The 15377-nt window shown below is 49.8% G+C and carries 19 protein-coding genes; all 19 read right to left on the minus strand.

Annotation, left to right across the window (positions count from 1 at the left end; all coding sequences use genetic code 11):
• Positions 1-2: 2 nt before the first annotated feature.
• Positions 3-605: a UbiX family flavin prenyltransferase gene (locus tag HPT30_RS23290; protein WP_175373698.1), complete on the minus strand. Its 603-nt coding sequence runs from the start codon at positions 603-605 to the stop codon at positions 3-5.
• The gene (locus HPT30_RS23295; protein WP_175373699.1) at positions 602-1477 is read right to left on the minus strand and encodes a UbiA-like polyprenyltransferase; all 876 of its coding nucleotides are present in this window, start codon (positions 1475-1477) and stop codon (positions 602-604) included. The genes HPT30_RS23290 and HPT30_RS23295 overlap by 4 nt, the downstream gene beginning before the upstream one ends.
• A gap of 1 nt (position 1478) precedes the next feature.
• A complete protein-coding gene (locus tag HPT30_RS23300) occupies positions 1479-2225 on the minus strand; it encodes a demethylmenaquinone methyltransferase (RefSeq protein WP_175373806.1) in 747 nt (248 codons plus the stop codon).
• Between the two features lie 2 nt (positions 2226-2227).
• Entirely contained in the window at positions 2228-3097 is an 870-nt protein-coding gene (locus tag HPT30_RS23305) for a heptaprenyl diphosphate synthase component 1 (RefSeq protein ID WP_175373700.1), read from the minus strand.
• 114 nt (positions 3098-3211) lie between these two features.
• Positions 3212-3754 (minus strand): hypothetical protein, encoded by a 543-nt coding sequence (locus HPT30_RS23310; protein ID WP_175373701.1) that lies wholly within the window; start codon positions 3752-3754, stop codon positions 3212-3214.
• Between the two features lie 194 nt (positions 3755-3948).
• Positions 3949-4197 (minus strand): trp RNA-binding attenuation protein MtrB, encoded by a 249-nt coding sequence (mtrB, locus tag HPT30_RS23315; protein WP_175373702.1) that lies wholly within the window; start codon positions 4195-4197, stop codon positions 3949-3951.
• Between the two features lie 114 nt (positions 4198-4311).
• The gene (gene hbs / locus HPT30_RS23320) at positions 4312-4584 is read right to left on the minus strand and encodes a non-specific DNA-binding protein Hbs (protein ID WP_066363296.1); all 273 of its coding nucleotides are present in this window, start codon (positions 4582-4584) and stop codon (positions 4312-4314) included.
• A 297-nt stretch (positions 4585-4881) separates the two neighbouring features.
• The gene (gene spoIVA, locus HPT30_RS23325) at positions 4882-6360 is read right to left on the minus strand and encodes a stage IV sporulation protein A (RefSeq protein WP_175373703.1); all 1479 of its coding nucleotides are present in this window, start codon (positions 6358-6360) and stop codon (positions 4882-4884) included.
• A 429-nt stretch (positions 6361-6789) separates the two neighbouring features.
• Entirely contained in the window at positions 6790-7539 is a 750-nt protein-coding gene (locus tag HPT30_RS23330; RefSeq protein ID WP_246317365.1) for a YphF family lipoprotein, read from the minus strand.
• Between the two features lie 37 nt (positions 7540-7576).
• The gene (locus tag HPT30_RS23335; RefSeq protein ID WP_175373704.1) at positions 7577-7945 is read right to left on the minus strand and encodes a 2Fe-2S iron-sulfur cluster-binding protein; all 369 of its coding nucleotides are present in this window, start codon (positions 7943-7945) and stop codon (positions 7577-7579) included.
• A 16-nt stretch (positions 7946-7961) separates the two neighbouring features.
• The gene (locus HPT30_RS23340) at positions 7962-8576 is read right to left on the minus strand and encodes a nucleotidyltransferase family protein (RefSeq protein WP_175373705.1); all 615 of its coding nucleotides are present in this window, start codon (positions 8574-8576) and stop codon (positions 7962-7964) included.
• 84 nt (positions 8577-8660) lie between these two features.
• Positions 8661-8840, minus strand: a complete 180-nt coding sequence (locus HPT30_RS23345) for a DUF2768 family protein (RefSeq protein ID WP_066363310.1) — start codon at positions 8838-8840, stop codon at positions 8661-8663.
• 138 nt (positions 8841-8978) lie between these two features.
• Entirely contained in the window at positions 8979-9254 is a 276-nt protein-coding gene (locus HPT30_RS23350) for a stage VI sporulation protein F (RefSeq protein WP_175373706.1), read from the minus strand.
• A 67-nt stretch (positions 9255-9321) separates the two neighbouring features.
• Positions 9322-10362 (minus strand): NAD(P)H-dependent glycerol-3-phosphate dehydrogenase, encoded by a 1041-nt coding sequence (locus tag HPT30_RS23355; protein ID WP_175373707.1) that lies wholly within the window; start codon positions 10360-10362, stop codon positions 9322-9324.
• Entirely contained in the window at positions 10355-10972 is a 618-nt protein-coding gene (gene plsY / locus HPT30_RS23360) for a glycerol-3-phosphate 1-O-acyltransferase PlsY (RefSeq protein WP_175373708.1), read from the minus strand. Before plsY ends, HPT30_RS23355 begins: the two co-directional genes overlap by 8 nt.
• Positions 10973-10984: 12 nt before the next feature.
• The gene (gene der / locus HPT30_RS23365; RefSeq protein ID WP_066363333.1) at positions 10985-12307 is read right to left on the minus strand and encodes a ribosome biogenesis GTPase Der; all 1323 of its coding nucleotides are present in this window, start codon (positions 12305-12307) and stop codon (positions 10985-10987) included.
• A 220-nt stretch (positions 12308-12527) separates the two neighbouring features.
• A complete protein-coding gene (gene rpsA / locus HPT30_RS23370; RefSeq protein WP_175373709.1) occupies positions 12528-13823 on the minus strand; it encodes a 30S ribosomal protein S1 in 1296 nt (431 codons plus the stop codon).
• Between the two features lie 108 nt (positions 13824-13931).
• Positions 13932-14519, minus strand: coding sequence for a lysophospholipid acyltransferase family protein (locus HPT30_RS23375; protein WP_175373710.1), 588 nt, complete (start codon positions 14517-14519; stop codon positions 13932-13934).
• Positions 14516-15226 carry a (d)CMP kinase gene (gene cmk, locus HPT30_RS23380; RefSeq protein ID WP_246317366.1) on the minus strand — a complete coding sequence of 237 codons (711 nt, stop codon included), beginning with the start codon at positions 15224-15226 and terminating at the stop codon, positions 14516-14518. The genes HPT30_RS23375 and cmk overlap by 4 nt, the downstream gene beginning before the upstream one ends.
• Positions 15227-15377: the final 151 nt, after the last annotated feature.

The following is a 15377-nucleotide window of genomic DNA, read 5'->3' on the forward strand; positions in this document are numbered from 1 at the left end:
CTTTACTCCCCCCATCTACGAAATAGATGATGTTCAATATTCAAGTTATCCAGTACCTTGCCGACCATAAAGTTAATCAGATCGTCCATACTCTGCGGTCCATGATAAAATGCCGGCATGGCTGGAATGATGCGAACACCCAAACGTGCCAGTTTCAGCATATTTTCCAGATGTATCGCATGCAGTGGCGTCTCACGCGGAACCAGCACCAGCGGGCGTCCTTCCTTCAGCATGACATCCGCCGCACGACTCATCAAGTTATCAGAAGCGCCATTGGCTACTGCGGAGAGTGTACCCATGGAGCACGGCATTATAATCATACCCTCCACACGAAAAGAGCCGCTGGCGATCGAAGCTCCAATATCGGCAACAGGGTGATAATGCAGAGAACCGGGATGGCCTTTGAACGTATCGTTCAAAAAGCCTTCCCGGTCTGTGACGGCGAAGCCCAGCTCCTCCTTGAATACACGCCAGCCGGCAGTACTTACCACAAGATGCACGGTATGCCCCATGGACAGCAGGGTCTCCGTCAGGCGAACGCCGTATACCGCGCCGCTCGCCCCCGTAATGCCCACAACATAACTTTTAGGTGTAGAAGTAATCATTTATAGTATTGCACCACCAGGTCAATCAATGTGAATGAGAACACGACGATGCTGAGCACGCCGTTCATGGTGAAGAAAGCAGTCTGCAAACGACTTAAGTCATTTGGGGTAACAATATAGTGCTCATAGAACAGTATAATGTACGCAATAATCATTCCAGCTGCATACCACCAGCTCAAATTGGTCATGAAGAGCAAAGAAATGAAGCCAACACTGGTCAAAATATGAAATACGCGGGCGATAACCAGCGCCTTAGCCACGCCAAACCGCACAGGAATGGAGTGCAGCCCTTCCTTCTTGTCGAACTCCACATCCTGACAAGCATAAATAACATCAAAGCCTGCAAGCCAGAAAACAATTGTAAAATAGAATACCATAGCCGTGATATCAACAGTTCCGGTTACTGCCACCCAGCCGCCGAGTGGAGCTAGCGCCACAGTCAAACCAAGAATAAGGTGACATGCCCAAGTAAAACGTTTGGTAAAAGAATAAAAAACAAGTAAAAAGACGGCTATCGGTAATAACTTCATCGACAGCGGATTCAGCTTATAAGCAGCCCAGAAGAGCAAAAAGAACGAAACAGCGATAAAGATGACGACTTCCCCGACCTTGAGCAGGCCTGCCGGGATGGCTCGTCCCGCTGTACGCGGATTTTTGGCGTCACTGACCCGATCAATTAGCCGGTTTAAGCCCATAGCCGCGCTTCGTGCGCCAAACATTGCCACAACAACCCAGCCAATCTGCGCCCAGGACGGCAGCGTACCAAACATAACCACCGAACCGAGTAATGCGCCCATAAATGCGAAGGGCAAAGCAAATACTGTATGTTCAAACTTGATCATTTGCAAAAAGATGCCGATTTTCTTAAACATCTCACTTCTCCTTGAGCCCAATGTGTAGTGCCGCGATGCCTCCGGTCAAGGGGAAGGATTCCACTTTGTTCAGTCCGGTTTCACGGAAAATAGCAGCTAACTGCTCCCGGTCAGGGAACAGAGCCAATGATTCGGGCAGCCATCTGTACTGCTCATAGCGCTTTGCAAACAGCTTGCCCATTAAAGGAAGTATTCTTTGGAAATAAAAATAATACACACCCTTGAAAGGCTGTGTCATCGGCTTGGACAGCTCAAGACACACAACCATGCCTCCCGGCTTCACCACGCGCTGCATCTCTTTCAAGACCTGCACAGGATCAGGCACATTGCGGAGGCCAAAGCCGATTGTTGCATAGTCGAAGGAATTATCGCCGAACGGCAGCTCCATCGCATTGCCCTCGACCAGCGAAATACGGTCCTGCAGGCCGCGCTCCTCTATCTTACGTTGACCAACCGCCAGCATGCCCGCACTGAAGTCGAGACCCATCACAGAGCCCGTTTCACTCTTCTCGGCCAGGGCGATGCTCCAGTCACAAGTACCGCAGCACAGATCTACAGCGGTATCTCCGTGACGCATAGCCATTTTCTTCATTGCAAATTTCCGCCACGACTTGTGGCGCCGGAAGCTTATAATATCATTCATGACATCATATTTGCCGGCAATACTCTCGAATACAGAATGTACAAATTGCTCTTTAGGTTTGACTCCGTCCCCCTGGACGGAAGCCGTTGTCTTCTCCATCGTCATCATTACCCCTCCACGGCTGCTTGTCCCGGAATTTCTATCTGCAGCAGGAAGACATCAAGCAAGGCATTTAGTTCAGTAAGAAGCCCCTCATCCTTTACTCCCTGCAGCAGTCCCTGTATGGACTGGATACATTGATGCAGCTTGTCCGTCAGCAGGGAATCACATTTATACTTCATCATAAGCTTCTTCCAATCCTTCAGATCGATTTCTCTGCTCCGCAACAACCGCTGCTCCTCTTCAGACGCTGTCTCCAGCATCTTCCAGTAGCTGTAACTGTCCAGTGCTTGAGAGAGATCATTGCTGCGTCGCAATTCCGTAGCCAGCGCCTCACACAGGCTGATTTCGGCGAGTAGCTTCTCCCACAATCCGGCAAGTACGGGCTCGATCTTAGGTGTAAAAGAAAGAAACAGCACCATGTTGAGCTGTGCCTTGTACCGCAAATATTCATCAGCAGAAAGCAGCATGCCCTTCATCTTTCTGTAGAGCTGGGCTTTAGTGATATTAAAGTCGGCAATTGCGTTACTTAGTGTACCGACAAGCTCCACTTCACCGCGCTTTGACAGCAAATGGTAGAACCAGCTGCTGAAATAATCACCAGCCAGCACTTTCAATTGACGAGAGCGCATAAGATCGCCGCCAGGATCATTCTCCGACCGATCAATTCCCTCATGGGTATCAAGACCAAGCTGCGCCAGCGCAGTTACCAGCGTGTACAGCTCACTGTTCTGTCCTTCAGCAGAGGAGCCCCGGTTCAGAAAAATATATAACAAATGACTCCGGCCATCGGAAAACGGCGGCAATTCCGTGTGCCGCTGAATCATGTCGTAGTCAGTGTAGGGTTTAGCCAGTTGCGGTATGCGGTACGGTTTCATTTCAGCCTCCGAAGCCATTGACGTTATTACTATATCTTTGCTCACAATCTTGTCTATTATATCACATGTTTTTTTGTGACGCACGATAAGGCGTCCTAGTTTCTTTTACCCAGATCAGGGAGAAATGAACTGGTTTTGCCACAGGTCGCTTTCGCTAATCCTGAAACTGCTTTTAAGATGTTCCGAGAGGGGACGATTCCCCGTGTTCAGAAGTTCCTTTTGCAGTTCTCCCGACCATTCCCGCCGGCGAATGTCTCCAGCCAGCAGTAATCTGCGTGTCTGGGTCCACTTGTCTTCAGCAACGACACGCAGCAGCAGCTGATCCACGTTAGAGGTATCCTGAATAGCAAAAGCAACTGCCTTGGCCATATTGCGGTACAGCTCCTCAGGCTCGTGATCATTCCCTGTTACCATCAGGTCCAGAGATAATACCCCGTTCTCCCAGCCAACACTGCCGATGGTTAGCGTCAGGGGGAGCGAGCCTATGGCATCCACAAGGTTAGTGTCATCCAGCACGATATTGCTGTCTTCACTGAAGGTCTCAACCGCTCCGCGATCCTGCCGAAGGGATGATTCCAGCTCTGCCAGCTGCGGCAGCAGTATAGCCGAGCCAGCAGTCAGCAGCAGCAAGGCACCTAACCACCAAGTTTTATTCATAGTCACGTCCCCCTCCTATCCAGCGTTTCCGCCTCATTGTCTGTTTATACGAAAAGACCATACTGGATCAATCTCATAATGCGGATTTCAACCCGAATAGGTGCAATTATCGATGACTAGACGCTCACTTATGGATTTATGAAATAGATTCATACTTACTTATATTTCGAAAAAAAGCAGGCTATGCCTGCTTTTCAGCTCTCGCTCTCCAGTTGTCCGTGTTTACTCCATATTTCGGCTTTTCCGCGGATTTTCATCGCTGAGGTATGATCGGTAAACTGGGCGATCAGTACCTCGCCTTTATCCAGCTTTTCTGTATGGTGAAACCGTGTGTCCAGACCACGTGTCAACCCAATCACCTGTACTCCGTTTTCCTTAGCCTTGATCACGATGTAGTCGCTTCCTGAGGGAAGCGGGTTCCCGCCATTCTTGTTCTCCGTCATCTCTGATCCTCCTCTGAGCCTATTGGCCTGCCCTAATACTGTTTCCAAAAACAAATGCCGCCTGGGAGGGCGGCATCGTGTTTGTCGAAAAATCGGGTCGATATGTAGAAATCTTTATTTGATTCCGTCTTTAAGCGCCTTACCCGGTTTGAACGCTGGGACCTTGCTAGAAGGAATTTCGATTTCTTCACCAGTTTGCGGGTTACGGCCTTTACGTGCAGAACGCTCGCGCACTTCAAAGTTTCCGAATCCAACCAGTTGAACTTTGTCACCGTTTTGCAGAGCTTCCGCGATGGCTTCAAAAACAGCATCTACCGCTTTAGTAGCATCTTTCTTGGGAAGTTCAGTTGCTTCAGTAACAACATTGATCAAATCAGATTTATTCATATCTTTTCACCTCCCTGGGCAAATTTCCGGTATCATTCACTCTTTCCGTTTCAACGCAAAATATACGTGATAATCCCGTTTATTAAAGTACAATGGCGCCCTTAGACCCTAAAAGCGCAACAAACTTATAGTAATACAGCCCATCCATAATTTCAAGGCGTTACTTAAAAAAGGAGCAGAAAGTATCAGCCGGGATCGGGATGTTGCATGATTTCCTAGCCCTATGCTGACATAAAAGCAACTGTAACAAGCAAAAAAGAGCAGGATGATCCCTGCTCTTTCAGTGTGTCTATTCCGTTAAAGAATGATAGCAATCAGTCCGCCCGAGCCTTCGTTGATGATCCGGCCCAGCGTTTCCTGAAGTTTATAGCGGGCATTGTCCGGCATCATCGCAATCTTGCCCTGAATACCCTCGCGGACGATGGAGTGCAGTGACCGTCCAAAGATATCAGACTCCCAGATCTTGATCGGATCGTTCTCGAAATCCTGCATCAAATAGCGGACCAGCTCTTCACTCTGCTTCTCCGTCCCGATAATCGGTGAGAATTCCGATTCGACGTCAACGCGGATCATATGAATGGATGGTGCTGTTGCTTTCAGCCTGACCCCGAAGCGCGAGCCCTGCCGGATCAGCTCCGGCTCATCCAGCGCCATTTCAGCTAACGAAGGTGCGGCTATACCATAGCCTGTGGTCTTGACCATCTCCAGCGCCTCGGAGAAGCGATCATACTCGCGCTTGGCGTGTGAGAACTCCTGCATAAGCTGCAGCAGATGATCCTTGCCGCGAATTTCGACCCCGACCACTTCCACCAGAACCTGATCGTACAGCTCTTCTGGAGCAAACAGGTCAATCTCGGCTACCCCTTGCCCCATGTTCATTCCACTGAGGCCAGCTCTTTCGATAAAGTCATATTCCGTGAACTGGGACACCAGCCGATCGACATCACGCAGGCGGCGAATGTCTTTGACCGTATCGCGAACTGAATTCTCATAGCTGCTGCGCAGCCAGTGGTTCTCGCCAAGGACCATTACCCAGCTCGGCAAATTCACATTCACTTCATGCACAGGGAACTCGTAGAGTACTTCGCGCAGGACGCCGGTCACATCATCCTCCGACATGCTGGCTGCACTAAGGGTCATGACCGGAATATCGTATTTGAGGGCAAGTTCGCTGCGAAGCTGCTGCGCTTCCTCGCTGCGAGGGCGGGTAGAGTTAATGACAAGCACAAACGGCTTTCCTACTTCCTTCAATTCGGCAATGACGCGTTCTTCCGAATCCACATATGAACTGCGGGGGATTTCGGCGATGGTGCCGTCGGTAGTGACGACTACGCCCAGTGTAGAATGCTCTTGAATGACTTTGCGGGTGCCAATCTCCGCGGCTTCCTGGAACGGAATCGGTTCTTCGAACCACGGCGTCGAGATCATCCGCGGACCGTTCTCGTCTTCATAGCCTTTGGCCCCGTCAACCGCATAACCAACACAGTCAACCAGTCGGACGTTTACCTCCAGCCCTTCCGCGACCTTGATTTGCACCGCATTGTTAGGGACGAATTTCGGTTCTGTTGTCATAATCGTTTTGCCGGCCGCACTTTGCGGAAGCTCATCTACTGCTCTTACCCGATCAGCTTCACTCGTGATGTTGGGCAAAACAATGGTTTCCATGAAGCGCTTAATAAATGTTGATTTACCCGTGCGGACCGCGCCGACGACGCCAAGATAAATATCTCCGCCGGTTCGCTCGGCAATGTCCTTGAAAATATCGACTTTTTCCAAAAGAGATCCCCTCCTCATATACTTCCGAAGAAAAAATGCCTGCAGAGCATCGACTTCGCGTTCCGCCGGTAATCATGTCCCTAAGCAGGACACTAACCGGACCTTCGTATGCCCGCTCGTAGCTTAGCCGCTTGGCGATACGGAACGTACGGTCCCGCGCTAAACTCCGAATGCTCGGACATGCATTTGGACTAGTATCATCATATGTATCCGGTACGGATTTATGACCTGCTTTCGCGCAATTTCGTATAAAATCATAAAAAGAGGACTCTGCGCTTAGGGTGCGGGCCGGCCAAACGCCCGGAAGCTTTCTCATCAATCATATGAGGAGGGCAACTCTGATAGAACCGTATAACTAAGGACACAAAAAGAAACAGCCACCCAACAAGGGCAGCCGTATTCATAGGCCCATTTGATTTGTAATTAAACTCAACTCGGAGGCAGTGGAACAGGTTGACCATTGATCCACTGGTAGGGAAGAGACTTCACCGGGACATAATAGGAGGCCTGCTCCAGTTCAAGTCGCAAATCCTGCCCCTCTTTATGTTCTCCACCATTCTTGTCGATGGCATTCATAATATCGAATACATAATCAACGTACACCGTGCCTTCACGATCCATAATAAATTCAAGAGGCTGGCCGGAGTATACGCTGTTCAGGGTAATAGAGGCCGAGCCTGCCTTCTTGGCATCAATGGTATGCAGACCAGGATATAACTCCTCTGCTACCGGCAGCTTGCCCCCATGAGAAGACTTGTAGCGGTTCACTTGGCGCTGGACATCATTAACCTTCTGTACGGTCACTAGGTCCATGACTTTTACCTTAGGATCAGTTTCTTCATCCACGAGTAGAAAATAAGCACTTCCACCCTTCTCGAATGCGGTGACCGGGATGTCGTCCAGATAACCCTTTTTGTTCAGCTTGTCCAGATCAATTCTGAACTTCTCATATCTTGGTGTCGTCTCGTCGGCATTCAGGATCGGGAGCAGTCCCTCCTCCTGCTGGTAATCGTCAACCGCAGCCTGTATCCGTTTGACACTCTCACGGTAATTCACCCCTGACTGCCGTTCCGTTTCGCCTGGATACATACAGCCGGAAAGAGGAAAAGACAGCAGCAGTAACAGTCCCATGAGGCTTCCAGCCGCTCTGAGTCCCTTCCTTTGCAAGATGTATTTCAACAGATGTTCCCCTTTCTCTATGAATGTATCTGTTCTATTACCATAGCTCGTCTTCTTCCCCGCGCCGGGCGGCTTCCAGTTTCCGCCGGACCGCAGCTTTGAACGGGTCCTCCGGCACATTGACCGTGACGTCGCCCCATACAGCGGCCTGACAGGCCAAGCGCTGCCCTTGCCCGATGCCGCTTCCGAGCTTCCGCCGTTCCGCCTCTGAAGGCGGTCTTACGCCTTCTGCCTGCTCGGGATCTATTGTAACCTTGCACATCAGGCAGCCGGCTTTGCCTCCGCAACGTGTTGCGATCGTTACACCAGCCTTGCGGGCAGCTTCCAGTAGAGTTACGCCCCGGTTTACAACCGCACGCCGGCCTTCAGGTTGAAACACTACTGTACTTCCTTTTTGCGATATCATGCTGTCCTTCCTTTCCTTACGCATTTGCCCTCGTAATATCCAGTTGCCCTTCCAGTACAGACATGTGGGACGGTCCCCATTGATGATGTTGGATGAGTTCCTGTAAGGGAGGCAAATGGCGCGGCATATCCATTCTCATCACGGAAGAGATGGCTTTATAACGATCTGCACGACCTCTAAGGATATTGAAAACAAACTCGTGCGCCAATGGCATCAGCCTCAGCATTCCGATCTCTGGAATTACTTGCAATGGGGCATGGCGCAATAAGCGGACTGTCTCGACAGAATAGCGGGAAAGTCCTCTGTAAATCCGAAAACCACACACAAGCTCCACACTCATCCCGCCGATCCGGTAATGACTGAGTAAGGAATAGCAGCCGTTGCTACGGTCTTCCACAGGATTATCTACAGCATAAGCGCTCATGGCCTCATGAAGCCGCTCAGCGGCCCCCATGTCGGCATACAGGTCAATGTCCCGTGGCTTTCTCCCCAGCGCCACTCCATGCAGCAGCAGCCCGCAGCTCCCGCCCAGCATCCAAATCGGAGGGTTGTCCTCCCATGTGAAATCCAGTAAATCGGCCACGCTACGTAACGCCGCCAGCAGTTCCAGAGATATCTCTGTTTCGGCCATATCATCACATCCATCCCTACAAAATCGTGATACGATTCCTTCAGAACTTGTCTATGAAGTTAGTCCATGATGTTATGTAACGGCTTACATAATTGAAGCTGCCCCGCCTAAAATACCGATCACCATTGTCAGAAAAGCAATAACCGACAGAATGGCCCGAACTACGCCCTTAGTCTTGCTGCGAGCGAAGGTAATCAGGAATACAGACAATCCCATCACTAGGATCGCAATCAGGGACAACCACATTTTTGTCATTGGATCCATGGCTGAGCTCCTCCCATTCGGCTGCAATGTATAGGGACTATTATATCATGAAAGATATCCAATTCTGCAAAAAAAAGAGCAAAAGTACCGGAATACTTCTGATTCCAGTATCTTTTGCTCTTTTGCCAGGCCATAACGCTATTTTTTCAGGATCAGTTTCATTAAAGACTCCATCGAGCCTGAAGTAGCCCCGCCTTTTTGGACAGCATTAACAATACTCTTTACCGTCTCTTCACTGACCGGTACTTTGGCCATTGATGACACCTGCTTGATCAACTGGCGGAGCTGGGCTTCATTCTGCGTGGTTCCCGGCTTGACAGTACCGGCAAGTTTTTTGATGGCGCCTTCGGTGATGTTTTTCCCCGTCTTCTTGTTAATGGCGTTCAAAGCGTCCTTGGAAAAATTTTTGCTCACTTCTCATCCCTCCTCCGTCAATCCCCAATAACAACATATGAGGATATCCGGCAAAAGGTGAACCTAATCAGGAGTGCCATTGCTCCCAAGTTTCCTGCGAGATAGCTTCCATTTCCGTCTTGCGGTCGCGGCCCATCAGTGCTTCCACAGCCTTACGCGGACTTCTTTCCTTGAACAGAACATGATAGATCTGATCGGTAATCGGCATTTGCACACCGAGCTTCAGTGAAATGGCATAGGCTGCTTCCGTCGTGCGAATACCTTCCACTACCATGCCCATGGAATCCAGCACCTCAGCCAGAGGCTTGCCCTGACCCAGCAGTGAACCTGCACGCCAGTTGCGGCTGTGCTGACTGGTGGCTGTAACCACAAGGTCCCCGATTCCAGCCAGACCAGCAAACGTAAGCGGATTCGCTCCGAGCTCTACCCCGACCCGGGAGATCTCGGCCAAACCACGAGTCAATAGCGCAGCTTTAGCATTGTCGCCAAACCCCAGACCATCAGAAAGACCTGCGCCAAGCGCAATGATGTTCTTAAGCGCTCCGGCCAGTTCTACCCCTACCAGATCACGGTTCGTATATACCCGGAAATCATTATTGATGAACAGTTCTTGCGCAGCGGCTGCACGTTTGTCGTCATTGGAAGCCACGACAACCGTTGTCGGACAAAGGCGCACAACTTCTTCAGCATGACTTGGCCCGGAGAGCACCACTACCTGTCCTTCAGGACAGCCTAGCTCTTCGGATATCACGGTAGACATGCGCTTCATCGTCTCCGATTCGAAGCCTTTGGTCGCATGAACGCAGAGCATATCTTCCTTCCAGAAGGGCTTCAGACTGCGCGCAACCTGCCGCATGCCCGAAGAGGGTGCCACAATAACCACAGCGCTGGAGCCAGTTACGGCGCTCTCCAAATCCGTTGTCGCAATAATGTTAGCCGGCAGATTAATTCCAGGCAAATAATGATGATTGGTATGGGATGTATTAATTTCAGCAGCCTGATCAGGGTTGCGCGTCCACAGATAAACCTCCCGGTGATTGGCTGCCAACACACTTGCCAGCGCCGTCCCCCAGCTTCCCGCGACCAGCACAGAAACTTTATCAGACAACGCGGTTTCCTCCTTTAACCTTGGAGCCGATCTTGTTCTCACGGCCCCCGGCGATCTTCACAATGTTGGTCCGATGACGCCAATAAGCAAAGATAGCAATAACAATGCTTGTCCAAAGAATCGGCGGCGTATAATCAGTCAACAACAGAAAGAGTGGTGTCAACGCTACAAAAATAAGCGAACCCAGAGATACATATCGGGTAATGACAATAGCTAAAATGGCGATGATCCCGGCGGACAGCGCAGGCCAGAACGCAAACGTAGCCATCACACCGATCGTAGTAGCAATGCCTTTGCCCCCGCGAAAATGAAAATACACCGGCCAATTATGCCCCACAATGGCAGCAATTCCGCAGAGTGCCGCTGCCCAGGTGCCCCAGCCGAAAAGCCAGGTGCCCAGCCATACTGCGGCAATCCCTTTCAGTACATCCAGAACCAGCACCAATATCGCAGGACCTTTACCAAGAACCCGTAAGGTATTGGTTGCACCTGCATTGCCGCTCCCATACTGACGGATATCAATGCCTTTCAGCAGCTTCGCAAGCAGTACACTAAAGCTGACGGAGCCAAGCAAATAGCTGACAACGATAACCAGAATTTCAAGCGCCACGCTTCTTCTCCCCTAACCTTCGTCTGATTTGCGCCGTGTAAAGAGTCTGATCGGCGTTCCTTCGAAATTAAACGCCGCCCGGATTTTATTCTCCAGATAACGTTCATAGGAGAAGTGCATCAGCGACGGATCATTGACAAACACGACAATCGTCGGAGGCTTCACGGCAACCTGAGTTGCATAGTTGATGCGCAGACGACGTCCTTTGTCCGTTGGCGGCGGATTAATGGCAACAGCATCAGAAATAACATCATTAATCAGATGCGTCGTAATCCGAAGCGCATGCTGCTGTGCCGCGTGTTGAACTACAGGCAGCAGCTTTTGCAGACGCTGTTTGGTCAGTGCGGACAAGAAAACTACAGGAGCATAACTCATGAACAGGAAATGATCGCGAATCTTGTTCTCAAAGTTCTGCATCGTCTTGTCATCTTTCTCTACCGCATCCCACTTGTTCACTACAAATATAGATGCTTTACCCGCATCATGAGCATAACCGGCAATATGCTTGTCCTGATCAATAATGCCCTCTTCGCCATTAATAACAACGAGCACGACATCCGCGCGCTCAATCGCACGCATTGCACGCATAACGCTGTATTTCTCGGTATTTTCATATACCTTACCGCGCTTACGCATACCCGCAGTATCAATCAGCACGTAACGCTGTCCGTCCCGTTCAAATGGCGTATCGATCGCGTCCCGCGTTGTACCAGCAATATTGCTGACAATAACGCGCTCTTCTCCCAGGATCGCATTGACCAGCGAGGACTTACCAACATTCGGACGGCCGATCAAAGCAACACGGATCACATCGTCATCATATTCCTCTTCCGTTGGCTCTGGGAGGCGCTCCGTAACCGCATCCAGCAAGTCTCCCAGACCGGTACCATGGCTTCCCGAAATACCAATTGGATCGCCAAATCCGAGGCTGTAGAATTCATAAATATCTTCCGTACGCTTCATGTTATCCACTTTATTGATGGCTAGCACCACCGGCTTGCCGGAACGGAACAGAATTTGAGCAACTTCCTCATCGGAATTCGTTAATCCGCTTTTGGCCTCGCACATAAAGACGATGACATCAGCTTCCTCAATCGCCAGTTCCGCCTGAACGCGGATCGATTTCAGAATTGCATCTTCACCGTCAATTTCAATCCCACCAGTATCAATTACACTGAACGAAGTACCGTTCCAGTCCGAAATACCATAGATCCGGTCACGTGTAATCCCCGGTTTATCTTCTACAATGGCTAATCTGTCGCCGATCAACCTGTTAAAAATCGTCGATTTCCCGACGTTAGGCCTCCCAACGATCGCCACTACGGGTCTTGCCATATTCATTCCTCCTGTCTTCCTTACGTTACTCATCATAGCAAAAAACTATAAAATTGGCTAACCGTATCTTCGGGTAGTATCCACTTCTACCGTTCAGCCAAAAGCACCAGTAAAAACACAATCGGCGAACCCCCGTATTGAGGGTTCGCCGATTACTTTACCCGGTTAGATTCCCCATCCCTGAAAAGACGGGGTATCCGTTTCTTTCTGGGTTAAGGGATTAGTTGCCCTTGAATTTGTCCAACTTGTCGCCGAAACGCTCAGCAAGTGTGAAGCTGAGGCCTTCGTTGCTCAGAGAAACATTTGGATTGTTAAGCACTTCTTTAGGTGCTCTGTCTCTGCTTGGTCTTTCCGGTTTAGCGGAAGGAGCAGGAGCTTCCTCAGTTTCTTTGATGCTCAGGCTAACGCGTTTTTCGGACGGGTTGAAGTCAAGTACTTTAACTTGAACTTCTTGTCCTTCTTTCAGCACTTCATGCGGAGTGCCGATATGTTTGTGGGAAATTTGCGAGATGTGAACTAGACCTTCAACACCTGGAAGCAATTCCACGAATGCGCCGAAGTTCACCAGACGTTTAACTTCGCCTGTAACAACATCGCCGATATTGATTTTGCCTGCTGCAGAATCCCAAGGACCTGGAGCAGCTGCTTTGATGCTCAGGCTGATTTTTCCTTTTTCAGGATCAACCTTAAGTACTTTAACAGTTACTTTATCGCCTTCGGATACCACGTCAGATGGTTTATCAACATGGTTCCAAGCAATTTCGGATACGTGTACAAGACCGTCTACTCCGCCCACATCAACAAATGCGCCGAATTGAGTCAGACGTTGTACAGTACCTTCAAGTACTTGGCCTTCAGTAAGCTCAGCCATGATTTTTTGCTTGTTGGCTTCGAATTCTTCTTCAAGAACTTCTTTAGCCGACAGGATTACCTTGCTGTTCTCACGGTCAAGTTCTTTGACTTTCACACGCAGGGTACGTCCTTTGTAGTCGCTGAAATCTTCAACGAAGTGACGCTCAACCATGGAAGCTGGAATAAATCCGCGCGCGCCAACATCTGCTACCAGACCGCCCTTAACTACGTCGGCCACAGTAACTTCGAAAGCTTCTTGGGAAGCAAAATACTTCTCAAGATCTTCCCATGATTTTTCGCTGTCGATTGCACGTTTGGAGAGCACAAGGCTTTCCTTGTTGTCGTTGATGCTGACAACTTTGCACTCTACTTCCTGTCCAACTTCGACAGCTGCAGCAGCGTTGTCAAGTTGTACAGAAGAAAGTTCGCGAATTGGAATCACACCGTCGTATTTATATCCAATGCTTACATAAGCTTGGTTATCTTCGATTTTGACGATTGTTCCTTTCACGGTATCGCCTTTTTTCAAAGAAATGATTTCCAAATCTTCCTGGTTAGTCACTTCTTCGTTGTTTCCAGCAGCTTCCACAGCTTCTGTTGTTTCTACGGTTTCGTTGTTCTCAACATTCTCCGCAGCTTCCTGATTTCTAATTTCCTCAGACATGTGATTACCCTCCTCGATTCAAAACCCCATTTATTTAAACCCGCGTAGAGCAGAGTTCAAAACAATCATTACCTTAAAATCTTACCACTAGGATACCGGATTTGAAACCTAGCTTGTGCTTGGCTTTCCAGTCTCCATCATCTCATGAATCCGAGACATAATGACATCAGTAACGGCATCCAGAGAATCGCTTCCTGCTCCCTCGAAGGAACTGAGGTCAATGGGAGCTCCATAAACTACAGTCATCCGGCGAAAAGGCTTGTACTCGCCGATAATCGCCGCCGGAATAACAGCCGCTCCGCTGCGAAGCGCAAAGCTTGCTGCACCTTTCTTCGCAGCTCCAGCATCGGAGTTGCGGGTACCTTCGGGGAAAATGCCCATTACATTACCACTACGAAGTGTAGTAAGGGCTGTCTTAATGGATTCTTTGCTTACACCGCCACGCTTGACAGGAAAAGCGCCCAACTGTCTGATGAGCCAGCCCAGAACAGGAACCTCGAAAAGCTCCGCCTTTGCCATATACTTCACCTTACGCTTCAATTTAATGCCAATCGTCATGGGATCAAGCAGGCTGATGTGGTTCGCGCAGAGTAGTACCCCGCCTTCCTTTGGCACATTGTCTCTCCCTATGATTCTTAATGGAAAGACAATAGCGTAGATCACACGGAGTATTCCAACGCAAATGTTATAAATCATAAATGATTTCTCTCCCCGTCAACATAAGATCTGCAGTGTGACACGATGGCCTCTACAACCTGAGTGATATCCATTAACGTCGTATCCAGAAGAATCGCATCTTCCGCACGACGCAGCGGCGATATTTCCCGTCCTTCATCCAGACGGTCACGCTGGGCAATATCATGTTCAAGCTGCTGCAGAGTCACCTCTTCCGTATCCCTGAGCTCCTTGTAACGGCGAAGCGCGCGCTCCTCCACACTGGCCGTCATGAAAATCTTCACTTCGGCATCCGGCAGCACGGTCGTACCGATATCGCGGCCGTCCATCACAACCCCCTTGCGTAGTGCCATCTGGCGCTGCAGGTGACTGAGCCTGGATCTTACACCCTCGATCTTGGAATACTGCGACACTAGGCCGCTGACCTGAAGACTGCGGATATATGGGGTCACGTCTTCCCCATTGATCGACACCTTCTGCCTGTCCTTCTCCGGAATCAGTTCCATCTCCATGCCGTTAACGGCTCGGTTGACTTCGCTCTCATCTTCCGGCACAATGCCTTCACGGATCATATACCAGGTTATCGCCCGGTACATTGCCCCTGTGTCAACATAAATGTAAGAAAGATTCTGGGCAACCAATCGGGCAACAGTACTCTTGCCTGCCCCGGCAGGTCCGTCGATAGCGACGTTAATTCTGTCGTTAATATGTGTACCCTGCCTATCCAACGGGGCATTCCTCCTCAAACACGCTTTCATAAGAAAAGCATCTGGCGATGACATTTCAAATCAGCATTGACTTCATACCGGCAGGGTGCTCCCGCCGATATTATCAAGAAAAAAGCAGGCATTGCCTGCGACTTATGAAATTATACCACAG

Origin of the sequence: Paenibacillus agri (assembly GCF_013359945.1) — a bacterium.
Taxonomy (GTDB): Bacteria; Bacillota; Bacilli; order Paenibacillales; family Paenibacillaceae; genus Paenibacillus_AQ; species Paenibacillus_AQ agri.